Annotated in this window: 17 protein-coding genes and 1 other RNA gene; 4 read left to right on the forward strand and 14 right to left on the reverse strand. The window is 66.1% G+C overall.

Going from position 1 to position 15,204, the window contains the following annotated elements; genetic code table 11:
* Positions 1 to 887 (forward strand): formate--tetrahydrofolate ligase (locus C7I84_RS26020; protein ID WP_120785132.1); only part of this gene is annotated, 887 nt, incomplete at its 5' end.
* Between the two features lie 172 nt (positions 888 to 1,059).
* Here the strand turns inward: C7I84_RS26020 and C7I84_RS26025 are convergent.
* The 5 genes from C7I84_RS26025 to C7I84_RS30215 form a co-directional block, all read right to left on the reverse strand.
* Entirely contained in the window at positions 1,060 to 1,284 is a 225-nt protein-coding gene (locus C7I84_RS26025; protein WP_106775140.1) for a ribbon-helix-helix domain-containing protein, read from the reverse strand.
* A gap of 45 nt (positions 1,285 to 1,329) precedes the next feature.
* Positions 1,330 to 1,524 carry a DUF4169 family protein gene (locus C7I84_RS26030; RefSeq protein ID WP_106775141.1) on the reverse strand — a complete coding sequence of 65 codons (195 nt, stop codon included), beginning with the start codon at positions 1,522 to 1,524 and terminating at the stop codon, positions 1,330 to 1,332.
* Positions 1,525 to 1,531: 7 nt separating this feature from the next.
* On the reverse strand, positions 1,532 to 2,071 hold the full coding sequence (locus C7I84_RS26035; RefSeq protein ID WP_106775142.1) for an SspB family protein: 540 nt from the start codon (positions 2,069 to 2,071) through the stop codon (positions 1,532 to 1,534).
* 120 nt (positions 2,072 to 2,191) lie between these two features.
* Positions 2,192 to 2,839, reverse strand: a complete 648-nt coding sequence (locus C7I84_RS26040) for a TetR/AcrR family transcriptional regulator (RefSeq protein ID WP_106775143.1) — start codon at positions 2,837 to 2,839, stop codon at positions 2,192 to 2,194.
* Complete coding sequence (locus C7I84_RS30215) at positions 2,839 to 3,000, reverse strand: hypothetical protein (protein WP_165816225.1); 162 nt, start codon at positions 2,998 to 3,000, stop codon at positions 2,839 to 2,841. The genes C7I84_RS26040 and C7I84_RS30215 overlap by 1 nt, the downstream gene beginning before the upstream one ends.
* Here C7I84_RS30215 and C7I84_RS26045 point away from each other — a divergent pair.
* Together C7I84_RS26045 and C7I84_RS26050 are read left to right on the forward strand one after the other, a co-directional pair.
* Complete coding sequence (locus C7I84_RS26045; protein ID WP_106775144.1) at positions 2,999 to 4,204, forward strand: multidrug effflux MFS transporter; 1,206 nt, start codon at positions 2,999 to 3,001, stop codon at positions 4,202 to 4,204. The two genes, C7I84_RS30215 and C7I84_RS26045, sit on opposite strands and share 2 nt — an antisense overlap.
* Positions 4,205 to 4,498: 294 nt before the next feature.
* Entirely contained in the window at positions 4,499 to 6,634 is a 2,136-nt protein-coding gene (locus C7I84_RS26050; RefSeq protein ID WP_165816226.1) for a TonB-dependent receptor domain-containing protein, read from the forward strand.
* A 57-nt stretch (positions 6,635 to 6,691) separates the two neighbouring features.
* Here the strand turns inward: C7I84_RS26050 and C7I84_RS26055 are convergent, their stop codons facing one another.
* From C7I84_RS26055 to ssrA, 4 genes are all read right to left on the reverse strand, one after another.
* A complete protein-coding gene (locus C7I84_RS26055; protein WP_106775146.1) occupies positions 6,692 to 7,240 on the reverse strand; it encodes an AAA family ATPase in 549 nt (182 codons plus the stop codon).
* A 45-nt stretch (positions 7,241 to 7,285) separates the two neighbouring features.
* A complete protein-coding gene (locus C7I84_RS26060; RefSeq protein WP_106775147.1) occupies positions 7,286 to 7,624 on the reverse strand; it encodes a HepT-like ribonuclease domain-containing protein in 339 nt (112 codons plus the stop codon).
* A complete protein-coding gene (locus C7I84_RS26065) occupies positions 7,614 to 7,910 on the reverse strand; it encodes a nucleotidyltransferase family protein (protein WP_106775148.1) in 297 nt (98 codons plus the stop codon). The genes C7I84_RS26060 and C7I84_RS26065 overlap by 11 nt, the downstream gene beginning before the upstream one ends.
* A 28-nt stretch (positions 7,911 to 7,938) precedes the next feature.
* Positions 7,939 to 8,297, reverse strand: a transfer-messenger RNA (tmRNA) gene (gene ssrA, locus C7I84_RS26070).
* Between the two features lie 150 nt (positions 8,298 to 8,447).
* On the opposite strand from ssrA, the gene C7I84_RS26075 reads away from it, so the two are divergent.
* Positions 8,448 to 8,759: a DUF2853 family protein gene (locus C7I84_RS26075; protein ID WP_106775185.1), complete on the forward strand. Its 312-nt coding sequence runs from the start codon at positions 8,448 to 8,450 to the stop codon at positions 8,757 to 8,759.
* Between the two features lie 192 nt (positions 8,760 to 8,951).
* Here the strand turns inward: C7I84_RS26075 and C7I84_RS26080 are convergent, their stop codons facing one another.
* The 5 genes from C7I84_RS26080 to doeA all read right to left on the reverse strand — a co-directional run bounded on the left by C7I84_RS26080 (position 8,952) and on the right by doeA (position 15,187).
* Entirely contained in the window at positions 8,952 to 10,331 is a 1,380-nt protein-coding gene (locus C7I84_RS26080) for an aspartate aminotransferase family protein (RefSeq protein WP_106775149.1), read from the reverse strand.
* Between the two features lie 17 nt (positions 10,332 to 10,348).
* A complete protein-coding gene (locus C7I84_RS26085; RefSeq protein ID WP_106775150.1) occupies positions 10,349 to 11,842 on the reverse strand; it encodes an NAD-dependent succinate-semialdehyde dehydrogenase in 1,494 nt (497 codons plus the stop codon).
* A gap of 119 nt (positions 11,843 to 11,961) precedes the next feature.
* Entirely contained in the window at positions 11,962 to 12,456 is a 495-nt protein-coding gene (locus C7I84_RS26090; RefSeq protein ID WP_106775151.1) for an Lrp/AsnC family transcriptional regulator, read from the reverse strand.
* Positions 12,457 to 12,759: 303 nt separating this feature from the next.
* Positions 12,760 to 13,749 (reverse strand): N(2)-acetyl-L-2,4-diaminobutanoate deacetylase DoeB, encoded by a 990-nt coding sequence (doeB, locus tag C7I84_RS26095; protein WP_165816227.1) that lies wholly within the window; start codon positions 13,747 to 13,749, stop codon positions 12,760 to 12,762.
* Between the two features lie 244 nt (positions 13,750 to 13,993).
* Positions 13,994 to 15,187: an ectoine hydrolase DoeA gene (gene doeA / locus C7I84_RS26100; RefSeq protein WP_106775153.1), complete on the reverse strand. Its 1,194-nt coding sequence runs from the start codon at positions 15,185 to 15,187 to the stop codon at positions 13,994 to 13,996.
* Between the last annotated feature and the right edge of the window lie 17 nt (positions 15,188 to 15,204).

Here is a 15,204-nt window from a genome sequence, read left to right on the forward strand (position 1 = left end):
ACAACCCGGCCTTCGTGCATGGCGGGCCGTTCGCCAACATCGCCCATGGCTGCAACTCGGTGGTGGCCACCACCACGGCGCTGAAGCTCGCCGACTATGTGGTGACGGAGGCCGGCTTCGGCGCCGACCTCGGCGCGGAAAAGTTCTTCGACATCAAATGCCGCAAGGCCGGGCTCAAGCCGGCCGCCGCCGTCATCGTGGCCACCGTGCGCGCCCTGAAGATGAATGGCGGAGTGAAGAAGGAAGACCTTTCCAAGGAGAACGTCGAGGCGGTGAGAAAAGGCTGCGCCAATCTCGGCCGCCACATCGAGAACGTAAAACAGTTCGGCGTGCCGGCAGTCGTCGCCATCAATCATTTCCATTCCGACACGCCGGCCGAGATCCAGGCGATGAAGGACTATGTCGCCGGCATGGGCGAGGAGGCGGTTCTGTGCCGCCACTGGGCCGAGGGTTCGGCCGGCATCGAGGCGCTCGCCAACAAGGTGGTGCAGCTCGCCGAGAGCGGCGCCTCGCAGTTCGCGCCGCTCTATGCCGACGACGTCCGGCTGTTCGACAAGATCGACACCATCGTCAAGCGCATCTATCGCGGCTCGGAGGCGATCGCCGACAAGAGCGTGCGCGACCAGCTGAAGGCCTGGGAGGACGCCGGCTACGGCAAATTGCCGGTGTGCATGGCCAAAACCCAGTATTCGTTCTCGACCGACCCCAACCTCAGGGGCGCGCCGACCGGCCATGTGGTGCCGGTGCGCGAGGTGCGGCTGGCCGCCGGCGCAGGCTTCGTGGTGGCCATCTGCGGCGAGATCATGACCATGCCCGGCCTGCCCAAGGCACCATCCTCCGAGAAGATCTTCCTCAACGAAGAGGGGCAGATCGAGGGGCTGTTCTGAGGGGCCGAACTCCCAGGATCGCGGACCATCTGGGTCCGCCGCCTCCCTTCGGCCTGGCATCGCAACGGCGATGCCAGGCCGTGTTTGCGTCGGCCGCCGAGCTTCCCCGGTGTCTCGACTGGAGATCGGAACGGCCCGAGGCAAGCGGTGCCACGGGCCCTGATACAAGACCTTAATTGCCGCCCGTGCGTTTCAGCCACTCCAGCACATGGACGCGGATCGCCGAGGACAGGTTGGCATCGCGCGGCCGCGCCGCGTCGATCTCCGCGATCAGCGCCGCCAGCGCCATGCCGCGCGCCGCCGCGATGGCGGCGAGCTCGTCGAAGAACGGTTTTTCGAGCGAGTAGCTGGTGCGGTGCCCGCGGATGACCACGGAGCGCTTGCGCACCGTACTCACGCAAGGCATCCCGGCTGTGATCCGGGGGCTGGGCACCACGGAGCGTCAGTCCTGCGCGGCATCGTCGCCGTCGCGCCGGTGCGCCTCCACATGGGTGCGCAGCCGTTCGGCCTCGATCCGGTCGCGCTGCTTCTCGGCCTTGCTGCGGCCGTGGCGGGCGCGGTTCTCGTCGGCGCGGCGCGTTTCATCCTCGCGCTTACGCTGCTTGCGCACGCCGCGCAGGTTGACGACGTCGCCCACGGCGAGGCTACTTCTTGCGGAAGGCGTCGAGCGACACCACGTCGGCGCCCTTGCCGTCCTCGGCGTCGGCCTCCGCCCTGGCGGGTGCCGGCTTCGGCTCGCCCTTCTTCGGGGCTGCGGCCGGCCGCGCCGGCTTGTCGACGGCGACCGGCTTGCCCGGCTTCGGCGCCTCGGCCTCCGGCGACGACTCCATCGCCACGTCGAACTCCATCTCGAAGGTGACGGACGGGTCGTAGAAGCCGCGCACGGCGGAGAAGGGGATTTCCAGCTTCTCCGGCACGTCGGAGAAGGAGAGCACGATCTCGAAGCCGGTCTCGGTGACCTTCAGGTCCCAGTACTGGAACTGGATGACGATGGTCATCTGCTCAGGATAACGCTCGCGCAGGCGCGGCGAGATGCGCACGCCGGGCGCGCCGGTGAGGAAGGTGATGTAGAAATGGTGGTTGCCCGGCAGGCCGGTGCGCGCTACCTCGGCCAGCACCTTGCGCATGACGCCGCGCAGGGCCTCCTGGGCGAGGATGTCGTAGCGGATGTGGTCTTCGGCCATCGCGGCACAGGTTCCGAGTGAGTCGACTGCCCCTACCTCTAATGAAGCTTGGCGCGGTCGTAAACGGAATATAGGGACACGGGACCGTGCGGTCAGGGTTCCGTCGCGGCAGACGCCGGCTCAGGACCGGCGGGCAAAGGCGCGCAGGAAGGTGCGCACCGCATTGTCGGCCGAGCGTGCCAGTTCCTCCGGGGCGATGTCGTCGCCGAGCAGCAGGGCGATCTGCAGGTCGGCGTTGATCAGCGCCAGGAACTGGCGGGCGGCGAGGTCGGGGTCGTCGAGCTCCAGATGGCCGGCAAGCGCGAGGCGGGCGAGCCGGGCGGCCAGCGCCGACCAGACGCGGGCCGGGCCGTTGTCGCGCCAGTCGGCGAACAGATCGGGGTAGCGGTCGCCCTCCGACTGGATCAGCTTGCGCAGGAACTTTCCGTCCCGGTTGCAGATGCAGTTGCGCATCAGCCGCACCGCGAAGGTGGAGAGGTCGGCCTGCAGATCGACGGGCTTGTCGGGAAAGGTCGCAAGCGTCTCGAAGATGCCGGCATTGATGCGCTCCGTCACGTCGCGCACCACCGCCCGGAACAGCTTTTCCTTGTCGCCGTGATGGTTGTAGATGGTCTGGCGCGACACGTTGGCTTGGGCGGCGATCATGTCGATGTTGGTGCCGCCGAAGCCTTCGCGGCAGAACACGCAGGCGGCAGCATCGATGATGGAGACGCGCTTCTCCAGATGGCCGCGAGGGCCGGCTATGTCAGGAACCGTGACAGTTGGCATCACGGATTTGTATATAGCTGATTGACATTTTGGACAAGCCCGTCCAAAAAACTCGACATCCATTTGCTGGGCGTGCTGCCGTCGGAGGAGCGGCAGCGCCAAAAATCCAGCCGCCCCACGGCATTCGGCCGTACCGGCCCAACCGAAACGAGCTTGGTCATGCAGCAGAAATTCCTCCGCACCGCGGTCGTCCTCGGCCTGCTATCGGCGATCGGCCCCTTCGCCGTCGACATGTACCTGCCGGCGCTGCCGACCATCGGCCAGGACCTGCGGGCCAGCACAAATGCCGTGCAGATGAGCCTGCTGGTGTTCTTCGTCTCGATGGGACTCGGCCAGATCGTCGTCGGGCCGATCTCCGACATGGTCGGCCGCCGCGCTCCGCTGCTGGTCGGCCTCGGCCTGTTCATCATCGGCAGCATCGGCTCCGCGCTGGCGCCGACGGTGGAGTCGCTGATCGCCTTCCGTTTCCTGCAGGGCTTCGGCGCCTGCGCCGGCATGGTGGTGCCGAGGGCGATTGTGCGCGACCTGCATACCGGCAACGACGCGGCGCGGCTGATGTCGCTGCTGATGCTGGTCTTCAGCGTGTCGCCGATCCTGGCGCCGCTGACCGGCAGCGTCATCATCGAGAGCTTCGGCTGGCGCGCGGTGTTCTGGGCGGTGACGATCGCGGCGGTGGTCGCGGCGGTCATGCTGATGACCGCGCTGCAGGAGACGCGCCCGGCCGAGCACCGGGTCGGCAGCTCCTTCGCCAGCGCGCTGTCCGGCTACCGCTTCCTGCTCGGCGACCGCAATTTCCTCGGGCTCACCTTCATCGGCGGCTTCGGCATCTCCAGCTTCTTCGTCTATCTCGCCAGCTCGTCCTTCATCCTCATCGACCATTACGGCCTGTCGCCCTGGCTCTACAGCGTGTTCTTCTCCATCAACGCCGTCGCCTTCATCGGCATGTCGCAGCTCACCGGCATGCTCGCCGACCGCTTCGGCCTGAAGCGCGTGGTGCGGGTCGCGGTCGTCGGCTACGCGGCGACCATGGTCGTGCTGCTGGCGGTCATGTCGACCGGCGTCGAGCAGCTCGCGGTGATGGCCTCGCTGCTGTTCGTCGGCTACGGCTTTCTCGGCCTGGTCATCCCGACGACCTCGGTGCTGGCGATGGAGGAGCACGGCGCGATCGCCGGCACTGCCTCGGCGCTGATGGGCACGCTGCATTTCGCCACGGGCGCCCTGGCGATGGCGGTGGCGGGCCTGTTCTTCGACGGCACGCCGCTACCGATGGTGACCGGCATCGCCGCCTGCGCCGTGATCGCCTTCGCGCTGACCCAACTCACGCTCGGACGCCGCCGCGCGGTCGCCGAGATGCCGGCCGAGTAGGCCGGTCCACCGACTCCGGAGCGGGCGGCCCCGCTCTCTTGAAACGGAGGCGGACTGTGCTTTTCCGAACAAAGCCGGGCAATTCACGATAGCTGTAGATTTCTTGACAAAGTTGCACAAGTTTCATTGACCTGGCGCCAGTGTGGCGATAGTGGGGTGAAATTGTGGCGACGACGCGTCGCCTCTCCTCACGAATAGCCAGCAGCGCCGGCGGTTTGTCCGCCCCAACCGTAGCCAGCAGATCATCATCAGCACTGGATACGGACGAAAAGCATGCCTTGTCGGGTTGGATCGTTGGCGCGGCTGAACGCGGCGCTGCTGTTGAGTGCTGCCGCCTTGATGGTCCTGCCACCAGCGTCGGCCATGGCGCAGGCGGCGACGGCCGACGAGGCCGAGCAGAAGGAGGCGGATGCGGAAGCGGAAGCTGACGTGTCCGGGGCGGCCTCCGGGGCGACCGTACTGCAGCGGATCACCGTCGGCGGCCAGTCCGCCAAGGACAAGGCCTACAAGACCCCCGCCGCCGTCACCTCGCTCGACGCCGTAGACGTCGAGCGGTTCGGCCAGAACAGCGTCGGCGACCTGCTGCGTACCGTCCCCGGCGTGTTCACCGAAAGCAATACGCGCTCACCCGCGCTTTCCGTCAACATCCGCGGCATGCAGGATTTCGGCCGCAACGCCGTCACCATCGACGGGGCGCGCCAGAACCTGCAGGTCAGCGGCCACGGCTCCAACGGCTGGGTGTTCGTCGATCCCAACCTGCTCGTCGGCATCGACGTTCAGCGCGGCATCGTCTCCAGCGCCCAGGGCTCGGGCGTCATCGGCGGCGCGGTCGATTTCCGCACCATCGGCGTGGATGACGTTGTGCAGCCCGGCCGCCAGTGGGGCGCGATGACCAAGACGACCTGGGGCGACAACGGCTTCGGCCGCTCCGGAATGGCCGCCGCCGGCGTCAGGCTGAACGAGGATTTCGGCTTCGCCGGCGCGATCAGCGGGCGCAAGTCCTCCGACTACACCGACGCCTGGGGTTTTCCCGTTGCGGGGACGGGCCAGGAGCTGTCATCGGGCCTGCTGAAGCTGAACGCCAATCCCGGGGAGGACCAGAAGCTCGATCTCGGCGCCGTGCTGTACCGCAACGACTGGACCGTCGGCGCGACCGACATGGAGGCGGACGTCAACACCTTCACCGCGGCCTATTCCTTTACTCCGGTCGGCAACGACCTGATCGACCTCAGGATCAATGCCTACCACAACGACGCGGGCTTCGAGCAACTGTTCGGGCCGAGCCACATCTCCAGGAACACGCTGGTCGAGTACAAGGACAAGGGCACGGGTGGCAGCATCGCCAACACCTCCCGCTTCGACCTCGGTCAGGCGCAACTCGCCGTCGAATATGGTGGTGAATATTATTTCGACGCCGTGCGGACGACCGCGAGCTCGACGGTGGGCGGAACCCCCGACGGCGCCTATGGCGGCCTGACGCCCGCCGGCGACCGCGGCGTCGGCGGCGTGTTCTCGAAGTCGACGCTGAGCCTCGGCCGGTTCGACCTGATCGGCGCGCTGCGCTACGACGCCTATACGCTGACCGGCTCCGGCTACAATACCTTTCCGGGCGGGCTGATCCCGGTCGGGCCGTTCAGCGTGGACAATTCCGAGGGCAAGCTGACCGGCAAGGGCACGCTGGCGTTCACACCGCTTGAGGGGATCCAGATCTACGGCTCCTGGGGCACGGGCTTTCGCCCGCCGGCCATCACCGAGACGCTGATGGCCGGCATCCATCCCGGCAACATGTCGTTCCTGCGCTTTCGGCCGAATCCGTTCCTCAAGCCGGAGGTCTCGACCGGCTGGGAGGTCGGCGCCAATCTCAGCTTCGACGGCCTGCTGTTCGCGGACGACCGGCTGCGCGTCAAGGCGAGCTATTTCGACAACGAGGTCGAGGACTACATCACCAGCGTCTGGTCGATCGCCGGCGGCATCAACTTCACCTACATGAACACGGCCGATCCGGCCCGGCTGAAAGGTTTCGAGCTCGAGGCCAACTACGACCTCGGTTATGTCTTCGCCGGCCTCGCCTATACCAACACCGATATCCGTCTTGCGCCGCCGGCTCCCACCTTCGGCCTGACGCTCACGCCGCCGAAGGAGGTGTGGACCGCCACCGCCGGCCTGCGCCTGTTCGACGAGCGACTGACGCTGGGCGGCCGCGTCCGCTTCGTCTCGGAATCCGAGGTATTCAATGTCCTCGGCACCATCACCCCGAACCCGGAGTACCGTCTGTACGACGCCTTCCTCAACCTGCAGGTGTCGGAGAATGTCAGCGCGTTCCTGACGGCCGAGAACATCACCAACGAAGGCTATCTCGTCGCCAAGGACAACTCCTTCCAGTACGGATCCGGCCGGACCATCATGGGCGGCTTCACGACGAAGTTCTGATCCAGGTGGGGCGGCCGGCTGGGGCCATTGGAAGGCTGGCACACAGGCAAGGCATGTTCAGCGGGGGTAGGGCGCCCTCGCGCGAACAAAGGCGAGGCGCTCGGAGACCGTAGTTTTCGGCACTTCGACGAGCGTATAGCCGCACGCGGCATAGGCCGCCGAAACCGCCTCGAAGGTGCGCACCGCCTCGTCGAAATCCTGCTTTCGCTCCTCGTCGCCGCTATAGATCTCCGGCCAGGGCGGCAGCACGAAGACGGTCGGGTGATAGCGGAAGCGGTCCGCTGCGCTGCGGAAGTGGTCGGGGACGGGCAGCCCGCAGAGTTCCAGATAGCCGATGCAATCGGGAACGCCGCGGTCGAAGAACACCGGGCCGGTCGTTTCGAGCGCCTGCGCGTGGGAGCGCATCTCCCAGGAAAGCATCAACTCGGCGAACAGCGCCCGGTTGCCCCAGGGCAGCGCGCTGCCGCCGACCGTGACCTGGTCGCGTATGACGCCGCGCCCGGCCTCCTCCGTGCCGGCGAAACCTTCGCCGCGCAAAGCGTCGATCAAAGTGGTCTTGCCGGAACCGGGGCCGCCGGTCAGCACGAAGAAGGCGTCGGCTTGCAAAATGTTGTCTCTGGAGATTCGGTCTCGCGTACGCACGTGTACGCGTTAGCTTGAAGGTTCGCTCATCACTGCTGTGCGCAGCGTAGGCAGCGCCAGTTTCACGGTTTTCCAGATTTCTTTCGCCAGCACGCGTTCGTAGCTGTGTCGGTAGACGTTGCCCGCGCCCGCTACCGCCCGCCAATCGATCTCCGGGTGCCTTGATTTCAGGTTTTCATCCAGACGACGCGACGCTTCCGATATGATTTCGAGGCATCTGACGACGGCATACAGGCGGAGGATGTCGGCGGCGAACTCTTCTGGTGCTAGCTCGCCGAGGAATTCTTCGGCGAGCGTTATCTGGGCAAGAATGTCCTGAAGGTGGCCCGAGGTTCTGTCAAAAGGCATATACGAGCTCACGTTCGACGTGGTCTCGCAAATATGGCTTGAGTGCGGCTCGGTTGACGACATCTACGGGGAGATCGAAGAGATCGGCGACCACGTTCTTGACGTGAGCGTAGTCGTAAATCGTTAGAACCGTCAGATCGTCCAAATCGACGGCAATATCGATGTCGCTGTCGTGTCGGTTCTCTCCGCGCGCCACCGATCCAAAAACGCCGGCATGAAGAACTCCATGCGGCCGCAACTCAGGCTCGGCCTTCTTCAGCGTTGCAAGGACATCGGCCAGTTTCATGGCGGCAGATTATCATGGAACAGAAGAAAGTGGAGGCTTCTGTTGCCAGGTGCCTCCGGACCCCGCCTGAAGGTGCTAACCCACAGGGCTTGATTCGAGACTATCGCGCCGCATTAAGCAGCGAGACGTGCCTCAGCATAGTTGTCGTTGGCAACTATAAGTTTAGCCCGATAACGGCGGTACAATGCCGGGCAAAAGAACGATCTTTACACCTTCGTCGATCCTGTTTCGCCCCCATCAGAAGCCGCCGCCATCGACGGCGGCTTTTGGTGGAGGCGCCGGGTACTGCCCCCGGGTCCGAACGGCTTATTGCATCGCCTGTTTATCGCCATAGTCAGACAAGCTGACGCCTCGAATATAGGCAGCCGGCCACAGGATTGAAAGCCCCCCTGGCGCAACTTCGGCGTGCCTGTGGATCGTCGTTGCGCTTGACTTAGCGGAAAGCGTCAACAACTCTCCCCGACGTTGCAGCGTTGTCCGCGTCGGACGGGCGATTCGGCCCGTCGAGCGAGGCGCAGAGCCCTGGAGAGGATGGACATGGCCGACTATCTTGCAGACGTGAGAAAATACGATTCCAGCGCCAGCGAGGAGGTCGTCAACAAGATCGTCAAGCATCTCGGCATCGCCCTGCGCAACCGCGATTCCTCGCTGGTCTCGGCGACCGATTCCAAGGAACTGGACCGGGTGAAGGCGAACTGGATCGGCAAGAAGCTCGGCGTGACCGACGGCGCCAAGGCCGACGCGGCGATCGACAAGACGGTCAAGGCGATGGCGGCCGACAACACCAAGAGCCGTGTCACCTTCTATTACCTGACCGCGAAACATCTCGACAAGCTGAGCAGTCTCTGAGGGCAGGATTGCGGCCGGCCGTCAGGCCGGCTTCGGAGGAGACGGGCATGGTGTCGGGAAGCCGCGCTTCCGGGCAGATGGTTGGCCGTTTTCGGCCAAGACAGTGATACCAGCTGCTTTTGGGCCGCTCGCACCACGCGCCTTCATCCGGTCAAAGCTCATGGCAGCCTGGTAGGACCGCCACCGCCCGCATCAGCGGTCGGTGAAGACCGCGTTCACCGCCTCCGCCGTGCGCCCGACGACGATGTCGGCTTCCTCGCGCGTCAGGCAGAGCGGCGGCGCGAAGCCTAGGATGTCGCCCTGCGGCATGGCGCGGCCGATGACGCCGCGCTCCAGCAGGGCGGCCGCGACCTGCGGCCCGATCTTGCGCGACGCGTCGAAGAATTTCCGGTCGTCCCTGTCTTCGACGAACTCGACCGCCGCGAGCAGCCCGTCGCCGCGGACGTCGCCGACATTCCTGTGTCCGGACAATGCGTTGGACAGCTCGGTTCGGAAGTAGAGTCCGGTTTCCCCGGCGTTCTTCACGAGGTTCATCTCGTCGATCAGCTCGAGATTGGCGACGCCCGCGGCGGCGCAGATCGGATGCGCGGCATAGGTCCAGCCATGGCCGATCGAGCCGAGCCTGTCCGACCCCTGGACGAGCACCTGCCACACCTTGTCGGAGACGATGACGCCCGACAGCGGCGCGTAGGCGGAGGTCAGCCCCTTGGCGATGGTGATGAGGTCCGGCCTGATGCCGTAGTGATCGGAGCCGAACATCGTGCCGAGGCGGCCGAAGCCGGTGACCACCTCGTCGGCGACCAGCAGCACGTCGTATTTCCTGAGCACGGCCTGGATTTTGTCCCAATAGCCGGCCGGCGGCGGGACGATGCCGCCGGTGCCGAGGATGGGCTCGCCGATGAAGGCTGCGACCGTATCCGGGCCTTCGGCCAGGATCATCTCTTCCAGCCTGTCGGCGCAATGCTGCGAGAACTGCTCCTCGCTCATCGAGCGGTCGGCGCGGCGGAAGTAGTAGGGCGCCTCGGTGTGCAGGACGGGCGCGCGCGGCAGGTCGAAGGCGTTGTGGAAGAGATCCAGGCCGGTGAGCGAGCCGGTCATGACGCCGGAGCCGTGATAGCCGCGCCAGCGCGAGATGATCTTCTTCTTCTCGGGCCGGCCGAGCACGTTGTTGTAATACCAGATCAGCTTGATGTTGGTCTCGTTGGCGTCCGATCCCGACAGGCCGAAATAGACGCGGCTCATGCCTTCCGGCGCCCTGTCGATGATCATCTTGGCAAGCCGGATCGACGCTTCCGTGCCGTGGCCGACATAGGCGTGGTAATAAGCGAGGTCCTTCGCCTGGGCGGCGATCGCATCGGCGATCTTCTGGCGGCCGTAGCCGACATTGACGCAGTAGAGGCCGGCAAAGGCGTCGAGGCTGGTCCTGCCGGCGGTATCGGTGATGTAGACGCCTTCGCCACCGCCGATGACGCGCGTCGGCGTCTCGCCGCGGGCATGCGTCCCCATATGGGTCGAGGGGTGGAAGAAGTGGTCGCGGTCCCAGGCTGCGAGTTCGTTGGAGCGGTCGTGCATTGCGGGGTCCTCCTGGGTCAGGCTGCGTCGATGCAGAGATATTTTAGATCGGTGAAGGCTTCCAGCCCGTGGCGCGAGCCTTCGCGGCCGAGCCCGGACTGTTTTACGCCGCCGAAGGGGACCGGCGCGCCGGTGATCTTCACGCGGTTGACCGCCACCATGCCGTAGTCAAGCGCCCGGCCGAGACGCATCTGCCGGGCGCCGTTGTCGGTGACGACATAGGCGACGAGGCCGTATTCGCTGGCGTTGGCGCGTCTGACCACCTCATCCTCACTGTCGAACATCGTGACGGCAGCGACGGGGCCGAACGTCTCCTCGCGCATGATCAGCGCGTCGTCGCCGACATCGGCGAGCAGGGTCGGCTGGTAGAACAGCGGGCCGGCGCCGTGGCGCCTGCCGCCGGCGAGGCAGCGCGCGCCGCGGGCGAGGGCATCCTTCACCTGCGCGTCGACCTTGGCAAGCGCGCGTGCGTGCATCAGCGGGCCGATTTCGGTGGCGGGGTCGAGCCCGGCGCCGACCTTCAGCCGTGCGATCCGCTCGGCGAAGGCGGCGCAGAAGGCATCGTGGATGCCGCGCTGGACATAGATGCGGTTGGCGGCCAGGCAGTCCTGTCCGGACGTGGCGAACTTGGCGTCCATGGCGATGCCGACGGCGCGGTCGAGGTCGGCGTCGTCGAACACGATCAGCGGGGCATGGCCGCCGAGTTCCATGACCAGCCGCTTCATGGTCGGCGCGCATTGCGCGGCGATCAGCCGGCCGATCTCGGTGGAGCCGGTGAAGCTCATGGCGCGGACCCTGGGGTCGGCGCACAGCCTGCCGACGAGGGCTGCCGCATCCCCGGTGACGACGTTGAACACGCCGGCCGGCAGTCCCGCTCGTTCGCCGAGCTCGGCCAGCGCCAGGGCCGACAGCGGCGTCTGCGAAGAGGGGTGGGCGACGACGGTGCAGCCGGCGGCCAGCGCCGCGGCCGCCTTGCGGGTCAGCATGGCGGACGGAAAGTTCCACGGGGTGACGATGCCGACGACGCCGACCGGCTCGCGCCGCACCAGCATCTCGGCATTCGGCAGATGGCTGGTGACGCCCTCCGCGTTCATCCGCTTGCCTTCCTCGGCATACCATTCGACGAAGGACGCGGCGTAGTCGATCTCGCCGAGCGCCTCCTGCAACGGCTTGCCCTGTTCGAGCGTCATCAGCAGCGCGAGGTCGTCCTTCGCCTCGAGCATCAGCCCGTGCCATTTTCGCAGGATCGCGGCGCGCTGCTGCGGCAGAAGGGCCCGCCATCCGGGAAAAGCCCGGGCCGCGGCGTCGATCGCCCTGTCGGCATCGGCAGCCTCCAGCGCGGCGACCCAGGCGACGGTGGCGCCGCTCGCCGGGTCGCTCACCTCGAAGCGGCGCGACGCCGCGCCGGCGGTCCAGCGGCCGTCGACATAAGCGAGCTCGCGCAGCAGGCGGCGGTCGACGAGCGTATCGAGGCCATCGTCGCGGGTGAGGGGGGCAAACAGAGCCGACATGGAGACCTCCGCTTTTTTTGTTGCGGGAATCGTAGCCGGATGCAGGAGAGAACGAGGCCAAAAGCGTGAAAAAACGCAGCGGAACAGGCCAAAAATACTACGTCCTGTAGTGAAATTCTCTATCTTTCGAGCGGCGGCGCCAACTCGGGCAGGGGCAGGACGATGTCTTCCTTCACCGTGCGCGTGACGATGTAGGTGAAATAGCGGTCGATGCCGACGTCGCGTTCGAGCAGGCCGTCGACCAGCCGCTGATAGGCGTCGATGTCGCGCGTCATCACCTTGAGCACATAGTCGACGCCGCCGCCGACCGCCCAGCAGGCGACGATCTCCGGCAGCTCGCGGACGGCGCGCTCGAAACGGTCGAAATCGGCCTGCCGGTGGCTGCCCAGCGTCACCTCCATCAGCACGCTGGCGACCGGCGCGATCACGCGCGGCTCGATCCGCGCGTGATAACCGCCGATTATCCCTGCCTTTTCGAGCTTGCGCAGCCGCAGCCAGCAGGGGGTCGGCGACAGGCCGACCTTTTCCGCCAACGCCAGCTTGGTGATGCGGCCGTCCTGCTGGACGGCCATGAGGATCTTCAGGTCGATCGCGTCGAGCTTGAGGCTGCTCATCGGGAGCGCCGTAGCATGCCGATTGTCGGGGAAATCGTGGAAGCGTCATCCCGCCGAGTACCCCCACCCCTAACCCCTCCCCCCAAGGGGGAGGGGGACTTTGCGGCCGCCATGCCATGCGAAACCATCGACGATTGGCGCCTGGCGCGGGCGCAGCAGGATTCCCCTCCTCCTTGTGGGGAGGGGTTAGGGGTGGGGGTAAGTTCGTGTGCGACGCCCCTTTCCTCGATGAGGAAGAGGGGTCGGCCGAAGGTCCTGGGACGAACTGCTCGGAACTGACGGATCAAATCGGAACCTCGGATGTCAACCGGCCACGGCGATCACGCTCGCGCAGTCGCCGGCCTTGACGAGGCCGGGGAAGTGACGTGCCGTGAGGATGCCGTCCATCTTGGCCCTGATCTCCTGCGGTGCGACGCCGGTGCGCCCGATCGGGTGGATGCGCGCGACGACCTGGTCATGCCTTACCGTGCCGCCGAGGTCGACCATGGTCTCGAACAGTCCGTCCTCCTCGGCGAAGCAGAAGCAGTCGCCCGACGGCATGTCCAGCCAGCGCGTCGGCCGGCGGTCGATCTCGCCCGCCAGGATGCTGGCGTGCTTCAACACGTTGGTGATGCCGCGCCGGGCGATGCGCACGGTCGCCGCCGTCGCGGTGCCGCCGCCGCCGAGTTCCGTGGTCACGAATACCTTGCCCATCTCCTCCGCCGCGGTGTCGTACATGCCGACGGCGTCGATCTCCAGCATCTTCATCGACCACGGCGCGGCGAAGGCCTCGACGGCGGCGAAAGCCCGTGCCGACAGAGCCTGGTCCGGAAGGATGTGCGCGGCGCAGAACGGAATGAAATCGAGCGTCTTGCCGCCCGAATGGAAGTCGAGCACGAGATCGGCGCGGGGCAGCAGCTCGCGCTGGAAATAGTCGGCGATCTTCTCGGTCACCGTGCCGTCGGGTTTGCCGGGGAAGGCGCGGTTCAGGTTGCCGCCGTCGATCGGCGAGGTGCGCGTCGCCGCGCGGAAGGCAGGGTAGTTCATGGCCGGCACGATGATCACCGTGCCGCCGACGTCTTCGGCGTCGAGGGTGCGGGCAAGGTCGAACAGGGCGAGCGGCCCCTCATATTCGTCGCCGTGGTTGCCGCCGGTGAGCAGCGCGGTCGGGCCGTCGCCGTTGCGCACCACGGCGATCGGGATCATCACCGAACCCCAGGCGGAGTCGTCGCGACTGTAGGGCAGGCGCAGATGGCCGTGCTGGGCGCCGTTTTTGTCAAGGTCGATGGTGGGGGAGATGGGGGAGGGTTTCATTGCTCCCACTCCCTGCCAGCGACGGTGTTTCTTCGCACCCCCCTCTGTCCTGAGCTTGTCGAATGGGCCGGCCATCTCCCCCGCAAGGGGGGAGATTGGCAGCTTCGCTGGCGACGCTCGTTCTGTAACATCGGCGATTGGCGGAGGCCGAGCTGACAGCCAATCTCCCCCCTTGCGGGGGAGATGGCCGGCCCATTCGACAAGCTCAGGACAGAGGGGGGTGCGAAGCGGACCAGCATCCAAATCAATCCTTCACCACCAGCTTCCTCGGCACGTCGGCAAAACACTCGACGCCGGTGTCGGTGATCAGGATCGATTCCGTGATCTCCAGCCCCATCGTCTCCAGCCACAGGCCGGTCATGAAATGGAAGGTCATGCCCGGCCGGAGCTCGGTGCGGTCGCCGGGGCGCAGGCTCATGGTGCGCTCGCCCCAGTCCGGCGGATAGGAGAGGCCGATCGAATAGCCGGTGCGGCTGTCCTTGACGATGCCGTAGCGCTTCAGGACCGCGAAGAAGGCGTTGGCGATGTCCTCGCAGGCGTTGCCCGGCTTCGCCGCCGCGAGCCCCGCCTCCATGCCTTCGAGTGTCGCCTTCTCGGCGTCGAGGAAGGCCTGCGTCGGCTTGCCCAAAAACACCGTGCGCGACAGCGGGCAGTGGTAGCGGTGGTAGCAGCCGGCGATCTCGAAGAACGTGCCTTCGTTCGCCTTCATCGGCCTGTCGTCCCAGGTGAGGTGCGGGGCCGAGGCGTCTTCGCCGGACGGCAGCAGCGGCACCAGCGCCGGATAGTCGCCGCCGATCCTGCCCTCGGCGCCGTCGACGCCGCGGATGCCGGCGTCATAGATCTCGGCGACGAGGTCGTTTTTGCGCATGCCGACCTCGACCTTTTCGACGATGCGCCGGTGCATGGCTTCGACGATGCGCGCCGCCTTGCGCATGTAGCCGATCTCGGTGGGTGACTTGATCGCGCGCTGCCAGTTCACCAGTCCGGTGGCGTCGACCAGGCGGGCATTGGGCAGGTGTTTTTGCAGCGACAGATAGGCGGCGGCGGAGAACCAGTAATTGTCCAGCTCGACGCCAATGGAAAACTTGTCCCAGCGCCGGGCGGCGAGCACCTCGGCGAGGTAGTCCATCGGGTGCCGCTCGGTCGACTGCACGTAGTGGTCGGCATAGGGGACGATGTTCTCTTCAGCCAGCCAGGCGGTGCGGCGGGCGCCGTTGGCGTCCTGGCCGCGGCCGTACCAGACGGGCTCGCCGTCCGGCGGCACGATCACGGCCTGGTGGACGTAGAACGACCAGCCGTCATAGCCGGTCAGCCAGTGCATGTTGGAGGGATCGCTGACGATCAAAAGGTCGATGCCTTTCACCGCCATGGCGCGGCGGGTTTTTTCCAGGCGCTCAGCATATTCCTGCCGGCTGAAGCGGAGGTTAGGGGTGCCCATTCTTCTTGCTCTTCCTG

This window comes from Kumtagia ephedrae (genome assembly GCF_003012745.1).
Classification (GTDB): domain Bacteria; phylum Pseudomonadota; class Alphaproteobacteria; order Rhizobiales; family Rhizobiaceae; genus Kumtagia; species Kumtagia ephedrae.

Bases quoted from the DNA above. Each gene is read 5' to 3' on its own strand.
- doeB (WP_165816227.1), bottom strand. From the start codon at position 13,749: ATGAAACCCTCCCCCATCTCCCCCACCATCGACCTTGACAAAAACGGC.
- C7I84_RS26040 (WP_106775143.1), bottom strand. From the start codon at position 2,839: ATGCCAACTGTCACGGTTCCTGACATAGCCGGCCCTCGCGGCCATCTG.
- C7I84_RS26075 (WP_106775185.1), top strand. From the start codon at position 8,448: ATGGCCGACTATCTTGCAGACGTGAGAAAATACGATTCCAGCGCCAGC.
- C7I84_RS26080 (WP_106775149.1), bottom strand. From the start codon at position 10,331: ATGCACGACCGCTCCAACGAACTCGCAGCCTGGGACCGCGACCACTTC.
- C7I84_RS26065 (WP_106775148.1), bottom strand. From the start codon at position 7,910: ATGAAACTGGCCGATGTCCTTGCAACGCTGAAGAAGGCCGAGCCTGAG.
- C7I84_RS26085 (WP_106775150.1), bottom strand. From the start codon at position 11,842: ATGTCGGCTCTGTTTGCCCCCCTCACCCGCGACGATGGCCTCGATACG.
- C7I84_RS26045 (WP_106775144.1), top strand. From the start codon at position 2,999: ATGCAGCAGAAATTCCTCCGCACCGCGGTCGTCCTCGGCCTGCTATCG.
- C7I84_RS26090 (WP_106775151.1), bottom strand. From the start codon at position 12,456: ATGAGCAGCCTCAAGCTCGACGCGATCGACCTGAAGATCCTCATGGCC.
- doeA (WP_106775153.1), bottom strand. From the start codon at position 15,187: ATGGGCACCCCTAACCTCCGCTTCAGCCGGCAGGAATATGCTGAGCGC.
- C7I84_RS26035 (WP_106775142.1), bottom strand. From the start codon at position 2,071: ATGGCCGAAGACCACATCCGCTACGACATCCTCGCCCAGGAGGCCCTG.
- C7I84_RS30215 (WP_165816225.1), bottom strand. From the start codon at position 3,000: ATGACCAAGCTCGTTTCGGTTGGGCCGGTACGGCCGAATGCCGTGGGG.
- C7I84_RS26060 (WP_106775147.1), bottom strand. From the start codon at position 7,624: ATGCCTTTTGACAGAACCTCGGGCCACCTTCAGGACATTCTTGCCCAG.